The organism is Palleronia salina, from assembly GCF_900141995.1.
In the GTDB taxonomy this organism is placed as follows: Bacteria; Pseudomonadota; Alphaproteobacteria; order Rhodobacterales; family Rhodobacteraceae; genus Palleronia; species Palleronia salina.
Map to the genome: position 1 here is coordinate 18,340 of NZ_FQZA01000001.1, position 19,932 is coordinate 38,271.

The window sequence follows — 19,932 nt, forward strand, 5'->3', positions numbered from 1 at the left end:
CTGCCTTTTTTCCGCCTTATGCCGCCACGTCACGAAATTTGTGCCCGCGGGATTTGCACAAAAATTAACCAAAAATCCGACCTGACCTTTTAGACAGGTTTTTAACCAACTCTTAACAAAGGCCGTGATTCGGCAAATCGGGCGGAATCCGGCCCCGATGCGGCAGAAGCGTAGGCAAATCAGACAACTGGGCGAGTCCGTGTCGTGTGCAAAGGTATGCAATCGGACACAAAAAAGGGCGCCCGTCGGGGCGCCCGGTCATCCGATGAAATGAGTCACATCGAGAAGGATGTACCGCAACCGCAACTCGAGGTGGCATTCGGGTTGTCGATCACGAACCGCGCGCCGATCAGCTCTTCCGAGAAGTCGATGACGGCGCCGGCGAGGAAGGGCAGGGACACGCTGTCGACCAGCACCCGTTCGCCGTCCTTTTCCAGCACCAGATCGTCCTCGGCCGGTGCGTCCAGCTTGATCTCGTACTGAAACCCCGAGCATCCGCCGCCTTCGACCGCGACGCGCAGGGCCTGGCCCTGGTCGGCGGCCCCGATTTCGGACAGGCGCGCAAAGGCCCTGTCGGTGACTTTGGGAGGAAGATTCATGGTCCGTTCGCCCTGCATTGCTTGGCTACCCCCGATATAAGCCCCGCGAGCGAGGACAACAAGAATGGCACAAGCAATGCAGGCGATCTTTGCCGCCCGGCCCGACGAAAGCCGCGGCCGACTCTATCCCGAGGAGGGATCGGCCCATCGCTCGTGCTTCCAGCGCGACCGCGACCGGATCATCCACGCCAGCGCGTTTCGCCGGCTCAAGCACAAGACCCAGGTCTTCGTCGAACACGAGGGCGATTATTTCCGCACCCGCCTGACCCATTCGATCGAGGTGGCGCAGGTGGCCCGCACCATCGCGGGGGTCCTGGGTCTGAATTCCGAGCTGACCGAGGCGGTTGCGCTGGCCCATGACCTTGGGCACCCGCCCTTCGGACATACCGGCGAGGACGCGCTGGAGCGGCTCATGGCGCCCTATGGCGGGTTCGATCACAACGCCCAGGCCATCCGCATCGTCACGTCGCTGGAGCGCCACTATGCCGAGTTCGACGGGCTGAACCTGACCTGGGAGACCCTTGAAGGCATCGCCAAGCACAATGGCCCCGTCGAGGCGCCGTATCCCTATGCGCTGGCGGATTACAACGCGCGCCATGACCTCGAGCTGCACACGCACGCCAGCGCCGAGGCGCAGGTCGCGGCGCTCTCCGACGACATCGCCTACAACCACCACGACCTGCATGACGGGCTCAGGGCCGAGCTGTTTTCCACGGACGAGCTGTCCGAGTTGCCGATCCTGCGCGACTGCTTTGCCAGGGTCGACACGCTCTATCCCGGTCTCAACTATTACCGCCGCCGTCACGAGGCCCTGCGCCGGTTCTTCGGTGTCCTGGTCGAAGATGTGTTGGAGGAAGCGCGGGGTGCCCTGGCGCAGCTCGCCCCGCAAAGCGCGCAGGACGTGCGCATGGCGGGGCATCCCATCATCCGGTTCTCTCCCCGTATCTGGGAAGAACTGCAGGTCCTGCGCGATTTCCTGTTCCACCGCATGTACCGCGCCGAAGAGGTGGTGGTCATGCGCCAGAAGGTGTCGCAGGTGGTCGACGATCTTTTCGCCTTATTCCTGCGTCGAACCGAACTTCTGCCCAAGCAGTGGCGTAAGGATGTCGAGGATGCGACAAATGAGACGGCGCTCGCTCGGATTGTTCTCGATTACATCGCCGGCATGACCGACCGTTTCGCCATTCAGGAGCACGAACGCCTGGTCGGCGGGGGGCTGGCGGCGGCGATCTGAGGGTCGATGGACGCGGAATATTTACGTGCGTTCAGATTGGAATCACGCCCCGGGCGGCTTCGGAGCGTGATCTTCGCCTTCTTGTGAGCGTGCTTTCCTAGGCGCGCAGCAGCAGACCCTCGTGCGGTGCCAGCTCCGAGATCTCCGCGAGGTCGCGGTCGGGCACGGTCGAGAACACGGGCGTGCCGCCACAGGGCAGGGGCTGCGTCCGGTCGGTGAAGTTGATCGCCACGTGCAGCACCTCGTCCCCGTGGCCGCGGGCATAGGCCAGTGTCGCGGCATCCGCGTGCAGCCGGCGATAGTCGCCCAGCCGCAGCGTGGCGTGCTGGCGGCGCAGCCAGATCAGGTGGCGGTAGAGCACCAGCATCGACCGGGGGTCGTCTTCCTGGGCGTTGGCCGCCGGCACGGTTGACAGCGGCAGCCAGGGCTCGCCGTCGGTAAACCCGCGCCCGGCGCTATCGTCCCATGGCATGGGGATGCGCACCGGGTCGCGGCCCAGCCCGGTGCCAGGGTTGTTGATGGCCCAGGGATCCTGGATCATGTGATCGGGGACCGCTTCGTTCACCATCCCCAGCTCTTCGCCCTGGTAGATCGTGGGCGTGCCACGCAGGGTCAGCAGCAGCATCGCCGCCGCGCGCGCGGCGTCCGGGCCCCACCGCGTGGCCACGCGGTCGCGGTCGTGGTTGCCCATGACCCAGTTGGGCCACCCGCCTTCCGGCAGCGCGGCCTCGTAGGTGTCGATGTAGTCGGCGATGGCCAGCAGGTCCCATTCGGCCTCGATCAGGTAGAAGTTGAAGGGCAGGTGAAAGCCCTTCAGGTCCTTGCCGTAATACAGCATGACCTCGTCCAGCGTGCCGTAGGCTTCGCCCACCAGCGCCCGGTCGGGATATTCGTCGGCCACCGCACGCATCTCGTGCACCGCGTCGAAGCCCGCGGGCTGGTGCGACGAGAACTTGCGGAACAGCGATCGCGCCGGGCCCTGCTCGAACCGCCAGTCGGGGTTCGGGGGATTGTCGCGGCACTGGTCGTCGGGGGCCAGGTGCTCGACCGCGTCCACGCGGAACCCGTCCACGCCCCGGTCGAACCAGCGGCGCATGATGTCGTACATCTCGGCCCGCAGGTCGGGGTTGCGCCAGTTCAGCGCCGGCTGCTCGGTCATGTAGATATGCAGGTAATACTGCCCGGTCGCGTCGTCCCATTCCCAGGCCGATCCGCCGAACTCGGCGATCCAGTTGCTGGGCGGGCCGCCATCGGGGCCCGGGTCGCGCCAGACATACCAGTCGCGCTTGGGGTCGTCGCGCGACGACCGCGCGGCCTGGAACCACGGATGCTGGTCCGAACTGTGCGATGGCACGAAATCCAGCAGCAGCTTCAGCCCGCGGTCGCCTGTGGCCCTGGCCAGCGCCTCGAAATCCTCGAGCGTGCCGAAGATTGGCTCGACCCCGTCGTAATCGCTGATGTCGTAGCCCGCGTCCTTCATGGGCGACGGGTAGATGGGCGAGATCCAGATCGCGTCGACGCCCAGGTCCTTCACGTGATCCAGTCGCTGGATGATGCCCCTCAGATCGCCCACACCGCTGCCGGTGCTGTCCTGGAAGGATCGCGGGTAGATCTGGTAGATGATGCCGTCCTGCCACCAGGGGGCGTCGGTCGCCTGTGTCATGTCTGCTCCTTCTCGCTTGGAATGGAGCTAGGCCTCGGAAATGATGGAGACAAGCGGTCTAGCCCGACGGGCGCCATGGGCTATCATCCCATCGAATGCCGCGTGCGGCGTGGCTGTATAAGGGACTGGTGAGACATGGCGACCGGCGGAGCGGAAGGGGCATTGGACCCCGTCACGGCAATTGCGTTGGTGGGCGCCCTGGGCGTGGGCAGCCAGTGGCTCGCCTGGAAGTTGCGGATGCCCGCCATCGTGCTGATGCTGGTCGCCGGCATCGTCGCGGGTCCGATCCTGGGCGTCTTCGACCCGGCGCGCGATATCGGGCCGCTTTACGCGCCGATGATCAGCATAGCGGTGGCCATTATCCTGTTCGAAGGCGGGCTGACCCTGAACTTCCACACCCTGCGTGACGCGGCCGAGGGGGTGAAGCGGCTGGTCTTCATCGGCGCGCCGCTGGGCTGGCTGCTGAGCACGCTGGCGCTGCGCTACGGCGCGGGCACCAGTTGGGAAAGCGCGGCCGTCTTCGGTGGCATCATGATCGTCACCGGCCCCACCGTCATCGCGCCGCTTCTGCGCAGTGCGCGGCTGGCGCGCCGCCCCGGCGCCCTTCTGCAATGGGAGGCGATCCTGAACGACCCCATCGGCGCCCTGGCCGCCGTGCTGGCCTTCGAGGTGGTGCTGGTCCTGCGCACGGCCGAACAGGTGGGCGAGGCGGCGTGGTCGCTGATCCTGGGCCTGGTGGTGGCCTGCGTTCTGGGCGCCGCTGGCGGGTATGGCACCGTCTGGGCCTTCAAGCGCGCCAAGGTGCCCGAGTTCATGAAGGTGCCAGCGCTGTTCGTGGCGATCCTCGCAGTGTTCGCCGCGTCGAACCTTGTCCTGCACGAGTCGGGGCTGCTGGCCGTGACGCTCATGGGGATCGTGATCGCCAACGCGGATCTGCCGTCTTTCGAGGAGATGCGCCGCTTCAAGGAGCACGCGACCATATTGCTTGTGTCGGGTGTCTTCATCCTGCTGGCCGCGTCACTGGATTTCGCGGCGCTGTCGCAGCTGACATGGCGGGCGGGCATCTTCGTTGTGCTGGTCCTTTCCATCGCGCGGCCCGTGACCGTTTTCGCCGCGCTCGCATGGACCAAGCTGCCCTGGAAGGAACAGGTGCTCGTCGCCTTTACCGGACCGCGCGGCGTGGTGCTGATCGCCGTCGCGGGCCTTTTCGGTGAGCGCCTGGTCGAACTCGGCGTCGAGGATGGCGCGTTGATCGGTCCTCTGGCCTTCATCCTGGTGGCCGCGTCCGTGGTGGTGCATGGCTTCACGCTGAAGCCCTTCGCGCGGTTCCTGGGTCTCGTCGCGTCCGAAACGCCGGGCGTCATCCTGGTGGGCGGGTCCAACTGGACCACCGGTCTGGCGCAGGCCCTGAAGAAGGCCGACATTCCCGTGCTGGTCACGGACCCCAACCGCGGCCACCTGCGCCGCGCGCGCGAGGCGGGGCTCGAGACCTTCTTCGGCGATATCCTCTCCGAAGGCGCCGAGATGCGGATCGAGCTGAATGGCTACAAGCTGGTGGTCGCGGCCACCGACAACGACGCCTACAACACGCTGGTCGCCACCGATCTCGGCCCCCATTTCGGGCGCGAGAACGTGTATCAGATCGCCCGCGAAAAGGCCGGGACGGCGCGCCACAGCCTTCCCGCCACCCTCGGCGGCCGGAAATTCGCGGGCGAGGCCACGTATAACGAGCTCAATCGACTGATGTGGAACGACTGGACCTTCCGTGTGACCGGCCTGACCGAGGAATACACGATGGAGGACTGGCGCGCGAAACGGCCCGAGGCACGCCTGCTGGCCTGGATCGACGAAAGCGGCGAGATCCATTTCGTCAGCGAGGATGACGAGGTCAGCACAGCGCCGGGCGTCCGGCTGGTCTCCATGTTGCCCCCCGAGGAGGCCGAGCGCGGCCAGGACGCGGCCTGAGCGGCGCGGCGGTCCGCGTTGCGATTGACCTGCGGCGGCGGGGTGGTATGACCCCGCAGATCAGCCGAAGGACAAGACCATGAACCTGTTTGCGCGGATGCGTGACGACATCCTGGCCGCGCTGGCCGACATGCAGGCCGCGGGCGAACTGCCCGGCGGCCTCGACACCGCCAACGTCACGGTCGAGCCGCCGCGCGATCCCGCCCATGGCGACATGGCGACGAACGCGGCCATGGTGCTGGCCAAGCCCGCCGGGATGAAGCCGCGCGACATCGCGGCGGCGCTGTCCACGCGGCTGGCCGCGCTTGATCACGTGGCGGAGGCCGAGGTCGCCGGGCCGGGCTTCCTCAACCTGCGTCTGGCCGACAGCGTCTGGGCCGACGTGATCGCGACGGTGATCGAGGATCACGATTTCGGCCGCTCCGACATGGGGGCGGGGCAGCGGGTCAACGTGGAATACGTCTCGGCCAATCCCACCGGCCCGCTCCACGTGGGTCACACGCGCGGTGCGGTCTTCGGGGACGCGCTGGCCAACCTGCTGGACTACACCGGCTGGGACGTGACGCGCGAATACTACATCAACGACGGCGGCGCGCAGGTCGACGTGCTGGCCCGGTCCGTCTATCTCCGCTACCTCGAAGCCCACGGGCAGGAAGTCGCCTTTGCCGACGGCACCTACCCGGGCGACTACCTTGTCGCCGTGGGCGAGGCGCTGAAGGACAAGGTCGGCGACGCCTATGTCGACAAGGGCGAAGACGTCTGGCTGGAACAGATCCGCGATTTCGCCACCGACGCCATGATGGACCTGATCCGCGCGGACCTGGCCGCGCTGGGTGTCGAGATGGACAAGTTCTATTCCGAAAAGTCGCTCTACGGCACGGGCCGGATCGAGGCGGCGCTCGACACGCTGGACGGCAAGGGCCTAATCTACGTCGGCACGCTCGAGCCGCCCAAGGGCAAGCTGCCCGACGACTGGGAAGCGCGCGAGCAGACGCTGTTCCGTTCCACCGACCACGGCGACGACGTGGACCGCCCGGTGAAGAAGTCGGATGGCAGCTGGACCTATTTCGCGCCCGACATCGCCTATCACTACGACAAGATCGACCGGGGCTTCGACGCGCTGATCGACGTGTTCGGCGCCGACCACGGCGGCTACGTGAAGCGGATGAAGGCGGCGGTCAGCGCGCTGTCGGACGGGCAGGTGCCCCTGGACATCAAGCTGTGCCAGCTGGTGAAGCTGTGGAAGAACGGCGAGCCCTTCACCATGTCCAAGCGCGCGGGCAATTTCATCACCCTTCGCGACGTGGTGGACGAGGTCGGGCCGGACGTCACCCGCTTCACGATGCTCACGCGCAAGAACGACGCGCCGCTGGATTTCGACTTCGCCAAGGCGGTCGAGCAGTCCAAGGACAACCCGGTTTTCTACGTGCAATACGCCCACGCCCGCATCCGGTCGGTCGAGCGCAAGGCGGATGCGCTGGAAATCGCCATGGGGCCGCCGCAGCTGAGTGACCCGGCCGAGTTCGACGTGGCACGCAAGCTGGCCGAGTGGCCGCGCCTGGTCGAGATCGCGGCGAAGAACCACGAGCCGCACCGCATCGCGTTTTACCTCTACGACCTGGCGTCGAGCTTCCACAGCCTGTGGAACAAGGGCAATGACGACCCGTCGCTGCGCATCATCCAGGAAGACCACCCGCGCGTGACGGCGGGCAAGCTGGCGCTGCCGCGCGCGGTCGCCAATGTCCTGTCGGCGGGCCTGGGTATCCTCGGCGTCACGCCGCTGGAAGAGCTGCGCTAGCCCCGGCGTGCCCCGGGGGCGACAGCCCGCGAAAAACGGCGGCACGGGGCGGTTTCGGCTGGGCAGGACGCGGCGGCTTTGCTAGCGCTAGGCGCGAGGTGACGGTCAGAGCGGTCCGATTAACGAGACCACCGCGTTGCCTTCGTTGAGGCAGAGGCAGGCGGTTTGGGGGCCAACCCCGCGCCGCAAGAGGCAGGCATGGCAGAAATCGACTATCTAGAAGAATACGGTGAGCCCGAGTCCGCCATCATGGGCGCCGGGCATAGTTTCGGAAAATGGGCCAACATCTCGGGCGCGGTGGTATCGCTGGCGCTGATCGCGGGGTTGTCGGTCTGGGGTTACAAGCTGCTCATGCGTGACGTCACCGGGGTTCCGGTGGTGCAGGCCATGGAAGGCGCGTTCCGCGTCGCGCCCGAGGATCCGGGCGGGATGCGCGCGCCCCACCAGGGCCTGGCGGTGAACGAGATCGCCGCCGTGGGCGAGGCGGGCGGCCCCGTCGAAGAGGTGACGCTGGCCCCGCCGCCCATGGCATTGGATGAGGACGAAGATCGCCCGGCCGCGGTGCTGAGCCAACTTGCCGAAGCCGAGGCCGCCGACGCGGCGCCCGAGGTCGTGGCGGATGCGGGCGAGGCTGTGGCGCCCGAGACGGACGATGGCGCATGGGACGGCGAGTTCCTGGACGAAGAGCTGGCCGAAAACGGCGCCGAGGATGCGCTCGCCACCGACCTGGCCGTGGCCGAGGCGTTGTCCACGCCCGAGGCCGACACCGCGATGCCCGGGGACGAGGATTTCGCGATGGATGAAGAAGAGCCGCTGTCCGCCGACACCGACGTCGCGGCCGCGAGTTCGCCCCGCCCGCCGCAACGGCCCGCCGATCTCGACACGACCGTCGCGCCCAGCAATATCGCGATCGTCTCGGCCGACCCCATGGCCGGCCAGCCCAGCGACGAGGTCTCGGTCGATGACCTGGCCATCGGCACGCGGCTGGTCCAGCTGGGCGCCTTCGGCGACCCCGAGATCGCGCGCGAACAGTGGGTCGAGATCGCCGGCCGCTTCCCTGATTACTTCGAGGGCAAGCGCCGCGTGGTCCAGCGCGCCGAGTCGGGCGGCAAGATCTTCTACCGCCTGCGCGCCGAGGGCTTCGACGACCTGGCCGACACCCGCCGTTTCTGCACCGCGCTGGTCGCGGGCTCGGCCGACTGCATCCCGGTCGAGCTGAGGTGAGCCTCGCCTGCATCCTCGGCTGCGCGGGGACGCGGCTGGCCGAGGACGAGCGGCGCTTCTTCACCGATGCCGACCCGTGGGGATTCATCCTCTTCGCCCGCAACGTCGAGACGCCCGATCAGCTGCGCGCCCTGACGGAAGACCTGCGGGCCTGCCTGGGCCGCGACGCTCCGATCCTCGTGGACCAGGAAGGCGGCCGGGTGCAGCGCCTGGGCCCGCCGCACTGGCGCGACTGGCTGCCGCCGCTGGACCACGCCACCCGGGCCAGCGACCCCGAACGCGCCCTGTGGATCCGCTCGCGCCTGATGGCGGACGAGCTGCGGGCGGTGGGGATCGACGTGAACTGCGCGCCCACCGCCGACGTGGCGCGGCCCGACACGCACCCGTTCCTGCGCAACCGCTGTCTTGGCACCGATGCCGACACCGTGGCCCGCAACGCCCGCGCGGTGGCCGCCGGGCTGACGGCAGGCGGCGTGCTGCCGGTGATGAAACACATGCCGGGCCACGGACGCGCATTGGCCGACAGCCACAAGGACCTGCCGGTGGTCACGGCCGATGCCGATGCGCTGGACCAGGACTTCGCGCCCTTCGCCGCGCTGGCCGACCTGCCCATGGGCATGACCGCGCATATCGTGTTCCGCGCGCTGTCGGACCGGCCCGCGACGCAGGACCCCGCGATAATCGCGCTGATCCGCGACCGCATCGGCTTCGATGGCCTGCTGATGACCGACGATTTGTCGATGGAGGCGCTGTCGGGCAGTATCGGCGACCGCACCGCCGCCTCCATCGCGGCGGGCGTGGACATGGCGCTGCACTGCAACGGCGACATGGCCGAGATGCGCGATTGCGCCTCGCATTGCGGCCCGCTGCAGGGCGCCGCGTTGGCCCGCGCGGATGCCGCGCTGGCGCGCCGCCACGCGCCCGACCCGGTTGACATCCACGCGCTCGAGGCCGAACTTGACGGCCTTCTGCGCGGACGGGCCGATGGCTGAAATCGAACACCTGCAATCCCACGTGAGCGACCGGCTGGCGGCCGAGGCGCTGATCGTGGACGTGGACGGGTTCGAGGGGCCGCTGGACCTGCTGCTGACCCTGTCGCGCACCCAGAAGGTCGACCTGCGGCAGATCTCGGTCCTGGCGCTGGCCAAGCAGTACCTTGCCTTCGTCGAGCGCGCGCGCGAACTGCGGATCGAGCTTGCGGCGGATTACCTGGTGATGGCCGCGTGGCTCGCCTTTCTCAAATCGCGGCTGCTGCTGCCGCCCGATCCCGAGGATGACGGCCCCTCGGGCGAGGACCTGGCCGCGCACCTGGCGTTCCAGCTTGAACGGCTCGAGGCCATGCGCGAGGCGGGCGCCAAGCTGATGGCGCGCGACCAGCTGGGCCGCGATTTCTTCGCCCGCGGCATTCCCGAAAGCTATGAACGGGTGCGCCGCGTGCGCTACTCGGCCACGCTGCTGGACCTCATGCAGGGATACGCGCGCATCCGCACGCGGGATGAGTTCCGCCCGTTCGTGATGGACCGCCAATCGGTCATGACCATGGAGGAAGCGCTGGACCGGATGCGCAACCTGATCAATTTCGCGGGCAGCTGGACCGACCTGTCCAGCTACATGCCCGATGGCTGGGGCAGCGACCCGGTGCGCCGCCGCTCGGCCACGGCCTCGAACTTCGCCGCCTCGCTCGAACTGGCCAAGGCCGGCAAGATCGAGATCCGGCAGGGCGACACCTTCGCCCCCATCCAGATCCGCCGCCGCCACGATGGCTGAGCCCGACCTCAACCCGCCGCTTTTCGATGCGCCGCCGCTGGCCGACCAGGAGCGCATGGTCGAAGCGATCCTGTTCGCGTCGGCCGAGCCGGTGACGGTGGCCGAGCTGAACGCGCGCATGCCCCATGGCTGCGACGCGGCCGCGGCGCTGGACCTGCTGCGCAAGCGTTACGAGGGGCGCGGCGTCACCGTGATGAAGGTGGGCGAGGCCTGGGCCATGCGGACGGCGTCGGACCTGGGCTATCTCATGCAGCGCGAGGTGGTCGAAACGCGCAAGCTCAGCCGCGCGGCGATCGAGACCCTGGCCATCGTCGCCTACCACCAGCCCTGCACCCGGGCCGAGATCGAGGAGATCCGCGGCGTCAGCGTCAGCCGCGGCACCATCGACCAGCTGCTCGAGCTTGAATGGATCCGCTTCGGCCGCCGCCGCGCCACGCCGGGCCGCCCCGTGACCTTCGTGGTCACCCAGGGCTTCCTCGATCACTTCGGACTGGAGTCCGCGCGCGACCTGCCGGGGCTGAAAGACCTGCGCGCCGCCGGGCTGCTGGAGAACCGCCCCGTGCCGGGCACAGGTGGCGACGAGGTTGAAACCGACGACGACCAGTCCGACATGTTCGACGGCGAAGGCGAGACCGACGAGGGGGAGACCGACCAATGAATGCGAATGCGATGCTGCGCTTCTTCCTGCGCAAGGTCCTGCATATCGGCGTGAGCAAGGGGATCGATCGTGCCTACGGGGCCGACAAGGCCAAGAAGGACATGACCCCCGAGGAACGCCGGCGCCACCAGGCCGCGCGCAAGAACGCGAACCGGTCCAAGCAGGCGCTGAAGATGATGCGCAAGATCGGCCGCTTCCGGTGAGCGACGCCACCACCTACGAGGCCGAGCCGCTGCCGGTGCGCGACCGGCCCGAAGATCCCGCACAGGCGGCCGAGGCTGCGTTCGCGTCCCTCGCCACGCGACGCACCGTGCGCGACTTTTCCTCCCGCGACGTGCCCGAAGCCGCAATCCGCGCCGCCGTCGCCGCCGCGGGCCGGGCGCCGTCGGGGGCCAACCAGCAGCCCTGGCATTTCGTGGCGATCCGCGACGCCGGGACCAAGGCCGCCATCCGCGCCGCCGCCGAGGAGGAAGAGCGCGCCTTCTACGACGGGCAGGCGGGGCAGGCCTGGCTGGACGCGCTGGCGCCCATCGGCACCGATGCCGACAAGCCGCACCTGACCGATGCCCCGTGGCTGATCGTGATCTTCGCCCAGCGTTGGGGCGAGGACGGGCAGGGCGGCCGGGTCAAGCACTACTACGTGCCCGAAAGCGTGGGGATCGCCTGCGGCTTCCTGATCGCGACGCTGCACCAGGCGGGGCTGGATTGCCTGACGCACACCCCCGCGCCCATGGGGTTCCTGCGCGAGATCTGCGGCCGCCCCGAGGCCGAGAAGCCGGTGATGATCCTTGCCGTGGGCTATGCCGCCGAAGATGCGCGCGTCCCGGCCCACGCGGGGAAGAAGAAGCCGCTGGACGAGATCCTGACCATCCGCTGAGGCGGCGCCTCAGACGAAATGCTTGGCGAGCTTCAGGCCCTGTCCCTGGTAGTTCGACTTGATCTCGCGACCGTAGAGCGTCTCGGGCGTCTCCGACATGCGCTCGTAGATCAATCGCCCGACGATCTGCCCGTGTTCCAGAACGAAAGGCGCCTCGTGGCAGCGCACTTCCAGCACGCCACGCGCCCCCGCGCCGCCCGCCTCGGCGTGGCCGAAGCCCGGATCGAAGAAGCCCGCGTAATGCACCCGGAATTCGCCCACCATGGCCAGGTAGGGCGCCATTTCGGCGGCGTGATCGGGCGGGATGGTCACTGCCTCGCGGCTGACGAGGATGTAGAAGGCGCCGGGGTCGAGGATGATCCGGCCCGCGTCGGCGTGGATTTCCTCCCAGAACTCGGCGGCCGGGTAATGGCCCACGCGGCCCAGGTCGACGACACCGCTATGGGGCTTGGCGCGGTAGCCCACCAGCGTGCCGTCCGCGGGCCGCAGGTCGACCGAGAAGCCAAGCCCGTCGTCGATATGGGGCGTGCCGTCCACCAGCCCCTCGCGGTCGTGCAACGCGGTCAGTGCGTCGTCGTTCAGCACCGCCTCTCCGGCGCGGAAGCGGATCTGGTTCAGCGCCATGCCCGGCCGCACCAGCACCGAGAACGACCGGGGACAGATCTCGGCGTAGAGCGGTCCGTCATAGCCTTCGGCCACGCGGTCGAACTCGGCCCCGCCATCGGTGATCATCCGCGTGAGAAGGTCCAGCCGCCCGGTCGAGGACTTGGCGTTGGCGACCGCGCGCAGGCCGTCGGGCAGGCGCAAACGCTCCAGCAGCGGGACGACGTAGACGCAGCCCTTTTCCAGGACAGCGCCATCGGTCAGGTCGATCCGGTGCATGGAGAATTCGTCGAGCCGCTGCGCCACGCTCGCGCCGTGCCCGGCCAGGAAGGACGCGCGGACGCGGTAGGCCACGTTGCCCAGCCGCAAATCCAGCGACGCGGGCTGCACCTGCGCATCGGTCACCGGAACCTCGGCCGCGATGGCGCCATCGGCCACCATCCGGCGGATCGCCTGACTGGGCAGAACGCCGGTCAAGCGGGTGTCGGCATCGGGTGCCGAAGCTCAGGTGGGGTATGATTGGTCGGGCTAGCAGGACTCGAACCTGCGACCTTCCGTCCCCCAGACGGACGCGCTACCAGGCTGCGCCATAGCCCGACTGAGCGGCCTTTTACCCCAGCACACGGCAGAGGCAAGGGCCGAATGCAGGAAATCCGAAAAGCTTCAGGCATCCGCGCGGTCCATCGCGCGCTTCAGGCTTTGCGCCCGGTCGAGCGCGTGGGACAGCGCGTCGGCATGGCGCCTTTTCTGCGCGACGGTGAGCCGGGCGAGCCCGCTCAGAGCTGCCGTGACCTCGACCGAGATCGCCTGTTCGTCCAGTTCGTCAGGCTGGGGCAGGGGCGTGCGATCGGGTGCCTCGGGTGCCGATGAGCCCGCCGATTCCTCGACCACAGTATCCTCTGCCGGAGCCTCGTCGGACGCGGCCTCGTCGGACGGCTCTTCCGGCGCGGCGTCGGCGGTATCGACCGCCTCGCTTTCGGGCGCGTCGGCCTCACGCGTATCGCCCGGCGCAGCGTCGTCTTGCGGAGCTGGCGGATTTTCATTCACGCCAGCGGCGAACATGTCGCCCTGCGCCGCGGCGGGCGTGTCGGCGGCCTGTCCGCTTTCCTGCGCGTCGCCTTCCGGTGTTCCGGGCGCTTCGTCATCGACGAAGGGCCAACGGCTCAGCGCGGCATCGGGGTCTTGCGCGGGGCTGCCGGCGCGCTGTAGCGGCACGACGTTGCTGGTCCCGCCGTCTTGGAGGGCCGGATCGGTTTCCAGCGGTGGCGACAGGGCGGCCACGTGGCGCACGCCTTCCTCGCGCAGGAGTTTCTGAACCCCGCGGATGGTCAGCCCGTCTTCATGCAGAAGCTGCTTGATACCGCCCAGCAGCTCCATGTCGGCTGGGCGATAATAACGCCGTCCGCCGGCGCGTTTGACCGGTTTCACCTGGGTGAACCGCGATTCCCAGAAGCGCAGGACATGGGTGGGAACGTCCAGCCATTCGGCCACTTCGCTGATGGTGCGGAACGCGTCCGGCGACTTGGCCATGGGGTCAGCCCTTGTTGCCGGCCGCCACGCGGTCCTTCATCAGATGCGAGGGGCGGAAGGTCAGCACGCGGCGGGGGTGAATGGGCACCTCTTCGCCGGTCTTCGGGTTGCGGCCGATCCGCGCCGATTTCGCGCGGACCGAGAATGTGCCGAAGGACGAGATCTTCACCTGCTCGCCCGCGGCAAGGGCATCGGACATGTGACCCAGCACGGATTCGACCAGTTGCGCGGATTCGTTGCGCGACAGGCCGACCTCCTGAAAGACGGCCTCGCTAAGGTCCATGCGCGTTAAGGTCTTGTCCGACATATCCAAATCCCCCCGGAGCTGGCTGCGGGAACCATGGCGGCGCGTGGTTTCAAAGTCAATGCGAGCGCCGGAAAAGGCGAGGGGATAGCGGCTACCAGCGCAGGACGACGCTGCCCCAGGCCAGACCGCCGCCGATCGCCTCGGTCACGACGAGGTCGCCGTCCTTGATCTGGCCGCGCTGGCGAGCCACCGACAGTGCCAGCGGGATCGACGCGGCCGAGGTGTTTCCGTGGTCGGGCACGGTCACCACGACCCGGTCCATGCCCACGCCCATGCGCTGCGCGGTGCCCTTGATGATCCGCAGGTTGGCCTGGTGCGGCACGATCCAGCTCACGTCGTCGGCGCCCAGTCCGGCCTTGTCCAGCGCGGCATGGGCGGTCGCGGCCAGCTTCTCGATGGCGTGGCGGAAGACTTCCTTGCCCTCCATCCGAAGCTTGCCGACCGTGTCGGTGCTGACGCCGCCGTCGACATACAGGATGTCGCGATACTGGCCGTCGGAATGCAAGTCGCACGCCAGGATGCCGCGGTCGGTGGACGCGCCGTCGGCCTCGCCGCCCTCGAGCAGGAGCGCGCCGGCGCCGTCACCGAAAAGCACGCAGGTGCCCCGGTCGGTCCAGTCCATGATGCGGCTGAAGGTTTCGGCCCCGATGACCATGACGCGCCGGGCCTGCCCGGCCACGATCAGCGCGTTCGCGGTCGTCAGCGCGTAGACGAACCCGGCGCAGACGGCCTGCACGTCGAAGGCAAAGCCGCCGGTCATCCCCAGCTGCGCCTGCACCATGGTCGCGGCGGAGGGAAAGGTCAGGTCGGGGGTCGATGTGGCGACGATCACCGCGTCCAGGTCACCGGCGTCCATGCCGGCATCGTCCAGCGCGGCCCGCGCGGCGGCCGTGGCCATCTGCGACGTGGTCTCGCCTTCGGCGGCGAAATGGCGGCGCTCGATCCCCGAGCGGGTCCGAATCCATTCGTCCGTCGTGTCGAGCGTCTTCTCGAACTCGGCGTTCTCGACCACGCGGTCCGGCAGGTAGTGGCCCACCCCGCGCACCTGGGCGCGCAGCACGCTCACGATGCCGTCCTCTCGTCATCCGGGGCGCCATCGCTGCCATAGCCTTCGGCCGAGGCCACCCGTGCGGCGAGCCGCTCGTTGAAGTTGGAAAGCCCCAGCTCGTAGGCGAGCTTCACGGCCGCGGACACGCCGGTGGCGTCGGCCGAGCCGTGGCTCTTGATGACCGTGCCGTTCAGGCCGAGGAAGACGCCGCCATTGGCGCGGCGGGGGTCGATCCGCTTCTGCAGCCGCTTCAGCGACCCCAGCGCCAGCACAGCGGCGAATTTCGACAGGATCGAGTGATTGAAGGCCTCGCGCATGAGGTCACGGATCAACTGCGCCGTGCCTTCGCCGGTCTTCAGGGCGACGTTGCCGGTGAAGCCGTCGGTCACGATCACGTCCACCCGGTCGGACGGGATGTCGCCGCCCTCGACGAAGCCGACGAATTCGAAATCGGCCTTGGGGGCGTTGTGCGCGATCAGGTCATGGGCGACCTTCAGCTCGGCACGGCCCTTGTGCTCCTCGGTGCCCACGTTCAGCAGGCCGATGCGCGGTCGCGCCAGCCCCATGCCGTTGCGGGCATAGGACGCCCCCATGAGCGCGAATTGCAGCAGGTCGTCCTCGTCCGCGCGGATGTCGGCGCCCACGTCCAGCATGACGTTGAAGCCCGACGGGTTGCGCGACGGCCAGAGGCAGGCGATGGCGGGGCGATTCACGCCTTCCAGCTTGCGCAGACGCACCATGCTGACCGCCATCAGCGCGCCGGTATTGCCGCAACTGACGGCGACCTGCGCGTCGCCCGCGCGGACCGAGTCGATACAGGACCACATGGAGGTGCCCTTGCCGTGACGCATCACGTGGCTGGGCTTTTCATCCATTGTCACGACATCGGCCGCGTCATGCAGGGTGACGGCGTCCTCGATCCCGTGCTTGGCAATGAGCGGAGTCAATTCGTCGGCCCGCCCGTGCAGCAGGATGGCCAGGTCGGGATTCTTCCGGATCGACTTGGCGATGCCTTCGACGACCGTGGCCGGCCCCTTGTCGCTGCCCATGGCATCCACGGAAACGGTCACGAGCCCCGGATGGGCGCGCTCGGGTTCCTTGGAATGGTGGGTGTCGTTCGGCAAGGCCGGTCGCAGCTTAGGCTGCGTCGTCGTCGAGATCGATCTCGTCGGCCTGGGCGACGACTTCACGCTCGGCATAGTGGCCGCAGGCACCGCAGACGTGGTGCGGGCGCTTCATCTCGCCGCAGTTCGGGCACTCGGCCGGGTTGTCGGCGGTCAGACCGTCGTGGGCCCGGCGCATGTTGCGGCGCGATTTGGTGACTTTATTCTGTGGGACAGCCATGATGTGACCTTCGCTTTGAGGGGCGAATGCCCCGAGGCAGGCCTTCGCGGCCCGAATTTCGATTGAAGCCGCGCAATACGCCCTTCGCCGAAAAGGATCAAGCCCCGCGTCGGGGCGCGTTCGAAGATTCTCGGACCCTTTTCCTGCGGGGCCGACGGCACCTTGGCAAGGGGCTGCCGGGACGGTTACCTTGGCGGGCGCCGCGCCCCGAATCCAAGGATATCACCATGCCCTTCCTGTTCGATCCCGCCCCTCAGCCCAGCGTCGAGATCGCGGGGCATGGCGCCTATCCGATCCACCGCGTTTTCTGCGTCGGCCGGAACTATGCCGCCCACGCGGCCGAGATGGGCAACGAGGTCGACCGCGAGGCGCCGTTCTACTTCACCAAGTCCGCCCACGCCGTCGTCGCGGCGGGCGGCGATCTGCCCTATCCGCCGCGCACCGCCGACCTGCACCACGAGGTCGAGCTGGTGGTGGCGCTGGGGCAGGGTGCGGAACCCGTCGCCTACGGCGTGGGGCTGGACATGACCCGTCGCGACCTGCAGGCGCGCGCCAAGGACAATCGGCGCCCCTGGGACGTGGCCAAGGACTTCGAGGGCTCGGCGGTGCTGGCGCCCCTGCGCGCGGCGGACGAGGTGCCCGGCATTGCCGGGGCCGAGATCACCCTGTCGGTCAACGGCAAGATGCGCCAGCAGGGCCGCATCGCCGACATGGTCTGGAGCGTGGAGGAATTGCTGGCGGACCTGGGCGGGCTCTACACCCTTCGGGCGGGCGACCTCGTCATGACCGGCACGCCCTCGGGCGTCGGCGCGGTGGAACGCGGCGACCGGATCGACGCGTCGATCACCGGCCTGCCGGAATTGCGGGCAACCGTGGTCTGAAACGGCCCATCGCGTCACCCTCTCGTTACATCCCTGTGCCCATCTTGCGGCCAGGCGCCGCATACCGAATGTGGGGCTTGTCAGGTGGAAACCGCCAGATATAGTCGAAGGTGTCTCGGGGGTTTTCCCGAAAGCCCCCGACGCGGCTGGCGCAGAACGGGCAGGGACAGGCGAACCATGGATGGTGATTTCAGGAACGAGTTCGTAAGAGAGCCGAATTCACTCAGGCATCACCCGGCCCTGGTGCTGAACGCGGATTACCGGCCGCTGTCCTACTACCCGCTCAGTCTCTGGCCGTGGCAGGATGCGATCAAGGCGGCTTATCTCGACAGGGTCTCGATCGTGGCGGAATACGACGCCTATGTCAGGTCCCCCACCACCGAGATACGCATCCCCTCGGTGGTCGTCCTCAAGGATTACGTCAAACCCCAGAAGCGCGTGGCCTTCACGCGCTTCAATTTGTTTCTGAGGGACGAATTCCGCTGCCAGTACTGCGGCAGCGTCAGCGACCTGACCTTCGATCACGTGGTGCCGCGCGCCCGGGGCGGGCGCACCAGCTGGGAAAACGTCGTGGCCGCCTGCGCGCCATGCAACCTGTCGAAGGGATCGCGCAGCCTGTCGGACACGCACCTGACCCTGCGCAAGCCGCCGCGCCAGCCCGGCGCGGAAGAGCTGAAGAACATGGGCCGCAGGTTCCCGCCCAACCACCTGCACGAGACGTGGCGCGACTTCCTGTACTGGGATGCCGAACTGGAGCCGTAAGGCCCGGCGGTTCGTGACGCGGTCGCCACCTTTCGGGCGGCAAGGCTGTTAGCGCCCAAACTTCGCCTTGACCCGGACCGCGCAAGACGCATTCTCCGGCCCAAGGATCAGTGAAAGGACATGCCATGGTCTCGCGCGTCATTCCCGTGGACGATTTCGATCTGGTGATCTTCGGCGGCACCGGCGACCTGGCGCGGCGCAAGATCCTGCCGGGGCTCTACCGTCGCTTCGTGGCGGGCCAGATGCCGGCCGAGGCGCGCATCATCGGAGCCGCGCGGTCCGAGCTCGACGACGAGGGCTACCGCCAGGACGTGCGCGACGCGTTGAAGGAGTTCCTGGCCAAGGCGGACCAGAGCGAAGAGCAGATCGCCGCCTTCCTGTCGCGGCTGCACTACGTCTCGATTGACGCGCGGGGCGAGGATGGTTGGAAGGAACTCAACCAGCTCATGCGCGACGGTGTCGTGCGGGCCTTCTATTTTTCGGTGGCGCCCGCGCTGTTCGGCGACCTCGCGGAACGGCTGCATCACCACAAGATCGCCGGGCGGGACTCGCGGATCGTGGTCGAGAAGCCGTTCGGCCGCGACCTCGAGTCGGCGAAAGCGCTGAACGCCACGCTGGCCGAGCATTTCGACGAGACGCAGATCTACCGCATCGACCATTACCTGGGGAAGGAAACCGTCCAGAACCTGATGGTCGTGCGCTTCGCCAATGTGCTGTTCGAGCCGCTGTGGAACGCGCAATACGTGGATCACATCCAGATCACCGTGGCCGAAACGGTGGGCGTCGGCGGACGCGGCAGCTACTACGACAAGTCGGGCGCCATGCGGGACATGGTGCAGAACCACCTGATGCAGCTTCTGTGCCTGATCGCCATGGAGCCGCCGTCGCGTTTCGATCCCGACGCGGTGCGCGACGAGAAGCTCAAGGTGATCCGCGCGCTGGACCCGGTCGATCCCGCCGACATCGTACGCGGCCAGTACGAGGCCAAGGGCAAGGCGAATTCCTACATCGACGACGTGGAGAACGACGAAAGCCGGACCGAGTCCTTCATCGCCATGAAGCTGCACGTGTCGAACTGGCGGTGGGCCGGCACGCCGTTCTACATCCGCACCGGCAAGCGCCTGCGCGCGCGCCAGTCCGAGATCGCGGTGGTGTTCAAGGACGCGCCGCACTCCATCTTCGGCGCGCAGGCCGGGCGGCACCGCAACATCCTGACCATCCGGCTCCAGCCCAATGACGGCATGAAGCTGGGCGTCACCATCAAGGAGCCGGGACCGGGCGGCATGCGCCTGATCGACGTGCCGCTGGACATGACCTTCGCCGATGCGCTCGGCAGCGATGGCGAGGCTGTGCCCGAGGCCTACGAGCGGCTGATCATGGACGTTGTGCGCGGCAACCAGACCCTGTTCATGCGCGGCGACGAGGTCGAGGCGGCCTGGGCCTGGACCGATCCGATCATCAACGGGTGGCAGGACCGCGACGACCGCCCGCACGAGTACGAGCCCGGCACGGCGGGCCCGGAAGAGGCGGCGATGCTCATGCACCGCGAGAACCGCCGCTGGCGCGACATCAAGGAGTGAGCCCCGGTCCGGCGCAGCCGGCGATCGCTCCGGTGGAGCGATCGAGGGGCGAACGGGCGGAGCCCCCCGGTCCGGCGCAGCCGGCGATCGCT

General features: G+C 68.0%; 20 protein-coding genes and 1 tRNA gene. 12 read left to right on the forward strand and 9 right to left on the reverse strand.

Features of this window, described 5'->3' with window-relative positions; all coding sequences use genetic code 11:
* Nucleotides 1-275 precede the first annotated feature (275 nt).
* The gene (locus tag BUB76_RS00090; protein WP_073126448.1) at nt 276-599 is read right to left on the reverse strand and encodes a HesB/IscA family protein; all 324 of its coding nucleotides are present in this window, start codon (nt 597-599) and stop codon (nt 276-278) included.
* A 76-nt stretch (nt 600-675) separates the two neighbouring features.
* On the opposite strand from BUB76_RS00090, the gene BUB76_RS00095 reads away from it, so the two are divergent.
* Nucleotides 676-1,833, forward strand: a complete 1,158-nt coding sequence (locus tag BUB76_RS00095; RefSeq protein WP_073125238.1) for a deoxyguanosinetriphosphate triphosphohydrolase — start codon at nt 676-678, stop codon at nt 1,831-1,833.
* Between the two features lie 97 nt (nt 1,834-1,930).
* Here the strand turns inward: BUB76_RS00095 and BUB76_RS00100 are convergent, their stop codons facing one another.
* Nucleotides 1,931-3,496 carry an alpha-amylase family glycosyl hydrolase gene (locus BUB76_RS00100; protein ID WP_073125241.1) on the reverse strand — a complete coding sequence of 522 codons (1,566 nt, stop codon included), beginning with the start codon at nt 3,494-3,496 and terminating at the stop codon, nt 1,931-1,933.
* Between the two features lie 135 nt (nt 3,497-3,631).
* On the opposite strand from BUB76_RS00100, the gene BUB76_RS00105 reads away from it, so the two are divergent.
* The 8 genes from BUB76_RS00105 (at nt 3,632) to BUB76_RS00140 (ending at nt 11,785) form a co-directional block, all read left to right on the forward strand.
* Nucleotides 3,632-5,461 carry a cation:proton antiporter gene (locus tag BUB76_RS00105; protein WP_073125244.1) on the forward strand — a complete coding sequence of 610 codons (1,830 nt, stop codon included), beginning with the start codon at nt 3,632-3,634 and terminating at the stop codon, nt 5,459-5,461.
* A gap of 79 nt (nt 5,462-5,540) precedes the next feature.
* Nucleotides 5,541-7,259 (forward strand): arginine--tRNA ligase, encoded by a 1,719-nt coding sequence (gene argS / locus BUB76_RS00110; protein ID WP_073125248.1) that lies wholly within the window; start codon nt 5,541-5,543, stop codon nt 7,257-7,259.
* Between the two features lie 198 nt (nt 7,260-7,457).
* Nucleotides 7,458-8,483, forward strand: a complete 1,026-nt coding sequence (locus BUB76_RS18235; protein ID WP_073125252.1) for an SPOR domain-containing protein — start codon at nt 7,458-7,460, stop codon at nt 8,481-8,483.
* Nucleotides 8,480-9,475 (forward strand): glycoside hydrolase family 3 N-terminal domain-containing protein, encoded by a 996-nt coding sequence (locus BUB76_RS00120; RefSeq protein WP_073125255.1) that lies wholly within the window; start codon nt 8,480-8,482, stop codon nt 9,473-9,475. The genes BUB76_RS18235 and BUB76_RS00120 overlap by 4 nt, the downstream gene beginning before the upstream one ends.
* A complete protein-coding gene (locus BUB76_RS00125) occupies nt 9,468-10,250 on the forward strand; it encodes a segregation and condensation protein A (RefSeq protein ID WP_073125258.1) in 783 nt (260 codons plus the stop codon). Before BUB76_RS00120 ends, BUB76_RS00125 begins: the two co-directional genes overlap by 8 nt.
* Nucleotides 10,243-10,908, forward strand: a complete 666-nt coding sequence (gene scpB / locus BUB76_RS00130; RefSeq protein ID WP_073125261.1) for an SMC-Scp complex subunit ScpB — start codon at nt 10,243-10,245, stop codon at nt 10,906-10,908. Before BUB76_RS00125 ends, scpB begins: the two co-directional genes overlap by 8 nt.
* Complete coding sequence (locus BUB76_RS00135; RefSeq protein WP_139250737.1) at nt 10,905-11,111, forward strand: hypothetical protein; 207 nt, start codon at nt 10,905-10,907, stop codon at nt 11,109-11,111. The genes scpB and BUB76_RS00135 overlap by 4 nt, the downstream gene beginning before the upstream one ends.
* A complete protein-coding gene (locus BUB76_RS00140; RefSeq protein ID WP_073125268.1) occupies nt 11,108-11,785 on the forward strand; it encodes a nitroreductase family protein in 678 nt (225 codons plus the stop codon). The genes BUB76_RS00135 and BUB76_RS00140 overlap by 4 nt, the downstream gene beginning before the upstream one ends.
* A 9-nt stretch (nt 11,786-11,794) precedes the next feature.
* Here BUB76_RS00140 and BUB76_RS00145 read toward each other — a convergent pair whose 3' ends face one another.
* From BUB76_RS00145 to rpmF, 7 genes are all read right to left on the reverse strand, one after another.
* Entirely contained in the window at nt 11,795-12,865 is a 1,071-nt protein-coding gene (locus BUB76_RS00145) for a 2'-deoxycytidine 5'-triphosphate deaminase (RefSeq protein WP_073125271.1), read from the reverse strand.
* Between the two features lie 43 nt (nt 12,866-12,908).
* A tRNA-Pro gene (locus BUB76_RS00150) sits at nt 12,909-12,985 on the reverse strand.
* Between the two features lie 66 nt (nt 12,986-13,051).
* On the reverse strand, nt 13,052-13,918 hold the full coding sequence (locus BUB76_RS18075) for a MerR family transcriptional regulator (RefSeq protein WP_073125275.1): 867 nt from the start codon (nt 13,916-13,918) through the stop codon (nt 13,052-13,054).
* A 4-nt stretch (nt 13,919-13,922) separates the two neighbouring features.
* Nucleotides 13,923-14,225 carry an integration host factor subunit alpha gene (ihfA, locus tag BUB76_RS00160; RefSeq protein WP_073125277.1) on the reverse strand — a complete coding sequence of 101 codons (303 nt, stop codon included), beginning with the start codon at nt 14,223-14,225 and terminating at the stop codon, nt 13,923-13,925.
* A gap of 91 nt (nt 14,226-14,316) precedes the next feature.
* Entirely contained in the window at nt 14,317-15,285 is a 969-nt protein-coding gene (locus tag BUB76_RS00165; RefSeq protein ID WP_073126450.1) for a beta-ketoacyl-ACP synthase III, read from the reverse strand.
* 2 nt (nt 15,286-15,287) lie between these two features.
* A complete protein-coding gene (plsX, locus tag BUB76_RS00170) occupies nt 15,288-16,322 on the reverse strand; it encodes a phosphate acyltransferase PlsX (RefSeq protein ID WP_236737844.1) in 1,035 nt (344 codons plus the stop codon).
* Between the two features lie 88 nt (nt 16,323-16,410).
* On the reverse strand, nt 16,411-16,617 hold the full coding sequence (gene rpmF, locus BUB76_RS00175) for a 50S ribosomal protein L32 (protein WP_073125284.1): 207 nt from the start codon (nt 16,615-16,617) through the stop codon (nt 16,411-16,413).
* Nucleotides 16,618-16,844: 227 nt separating this feature from the next.
* On the opposite strand from rpmF, the gene BUB76_RS00180 reads away from it, so the two are divergent.
* From BUB76_RS00180 to zwf, 3 genes are all read left to right on the forward strand, one after another.
* Entirely contained in the window at nt 16,845-17,498 is a 654-nt protein-coding gene (locus BUB76_RS00180; protein WP_073125287.1) for a fumarylacetoacetate hydrolase family protein, read from the forward strand.
* Between the two features lie 177 nt (nt 17,499-17,675).
* Nucleotides 17,676-18,260 carry an HNH endonuclease gene (locus BUB76_RS00185; protein WP_073125290.1) on the forward strand — a complete coding sequence of 195 codons (585 nt, stop codon included), beginning with the start codon at nt 17,676-17,678 and terminating at the stop codon, nt 18,258-18,260.
* A 125-nt stretch (nt 18,261-18,385) separates the two neighbouring features.
* Complete coding sequence (gene zwf, locus BUB76_RS00190) at nt 18,386-19,840, forward strand: glucose-6-phosphate dehydrogenase (RefSeq protein WP_073125293.1); 1,455 nt, start codon at nt 18,386-18,388, stop codon at nt 19,838-19,840.
* Nucleotides 19,841-19,932: the final 92 nt, after the last annotated feature.

What these genes read in the sequence shown, in the direction of transcription:
- ihfA (WP_073125277.1), bottom strand. Translation starts at nt 14,225, where the DNA reads ATGTCGGACAAGACCTTAACGCGCATGGACCTTAGCGAGGCCGTCTTT.
- BUB76_RS00090 (WP_073126448.1), bottom strand. Translation starts at nt 599, where the DNA reads ATGAATCTTCCTCCCAAAGTCACCGACAGGGCCTTTGCGCGCCTGTCC.
- BUB76_RS00185 (WP_073125290.1), top strand. Translation starts at nt 17,676, where the DNA reads ATGGATGGTGATTTCAGGAACGAGTTCGTAAGAGAGCCGAATTCACTC.
- scpB (WP_073125261.1), top strand. Translation starts at nt 10,243, where the DNA reads ATGGCTGAGCCCGACCTCAACCCGCCGCTTTTCGATGCGCCGCCGCTG.
- rpmF (WP_073125284.1), bottom strand. Translation starts at nt 16,617, where the DNA reads ATGGCTGTCCCACAGAATAAAGTCACCAAATCGCGCCGCAACATGCGC.
- BUB76_RS18235 (WP_073125252.1), top strand. Translation starts at nt 7,458, where the DNA reads ATGGCAGAAATCGACTATCTAGAAGAATACGGTGAGCCCGAGTCCGCC.
- BUB76_RS00180 (WP_073125287.1), top strand. Translation starts at nt 16,845, where the DNA reads ATGCCCTTCCTGTTCGATCCCGCCCCTCAGCCCAGCGTCGAGATCGCG.
- BUB76_RS00135 (WP_139250737.1), top strand. Translation starts at nt 10,905, where the DNA reads ATGAATGCGAATGCGATGCTGCGCTTCTTCCTGCGCAAGGTCCTGCAT.
- zwf (WP_073125293.1), top strand. Translation starts at nt 18,386, where the DNA reads ATGGTCTCGCGCGTCATTCCCGTGGACGATTTCGATCTGGTGATCTTC.
- BUB76_RS00125 (WP_073125258.1), top strand. Translation starts at nt 9,468, where the DNA reads ATGGCTGAAATCGAACACCTGCAATCCCACGTGAGCGACCGGCTGGCG.
- plsX (WP_236737844.1), bottom strand. Translation starts at nt 16,322, where the DNA reads ATGGGCAGCGACAAGGGGCCGGCCACGGTCGTCGAAGGCATCGCCAAG.
- BUB76_RS00100 (WP_073125241.1), bottom strand. Translation starts at nt 3,496, where the DNA reads ATGACACAGGCGACCGACGCCCCCTGGTGGCAGGACGGCATCATCTAC.
- BUB76_RS18075 (WP_073125275.1), bottom strand. Translation starts at nt 13,918, where the DNA reads ATGGCCAAGTCGCCGGACGCGTTCCGCACCATCAGCGAAGTGGCCGAA.
- argS (WP_073125248.1), top strand. Translation starts at nt 5,541, where the DNA reads ATGAACCTGTTTGCGCGGATGCGTGACGACATCCTGGCCGCGCTGGCC.
- BUB76_RS00095 (WP_073125238.1), top strand. Translation starts at nt 676, where the DNA reads ATGCAGGCGATCTTTGCCGCCCGGCCCGACGAAAGCCGCGGCCGACTC.
- BUB76_RS00105 (WP_073125244.1), top strand. Translation starts at nt 3,632, where the DNA reads ATGGCGACCGGCGGAGCGGAAGGGGCATTGGACCCCGTCACGGCAATT.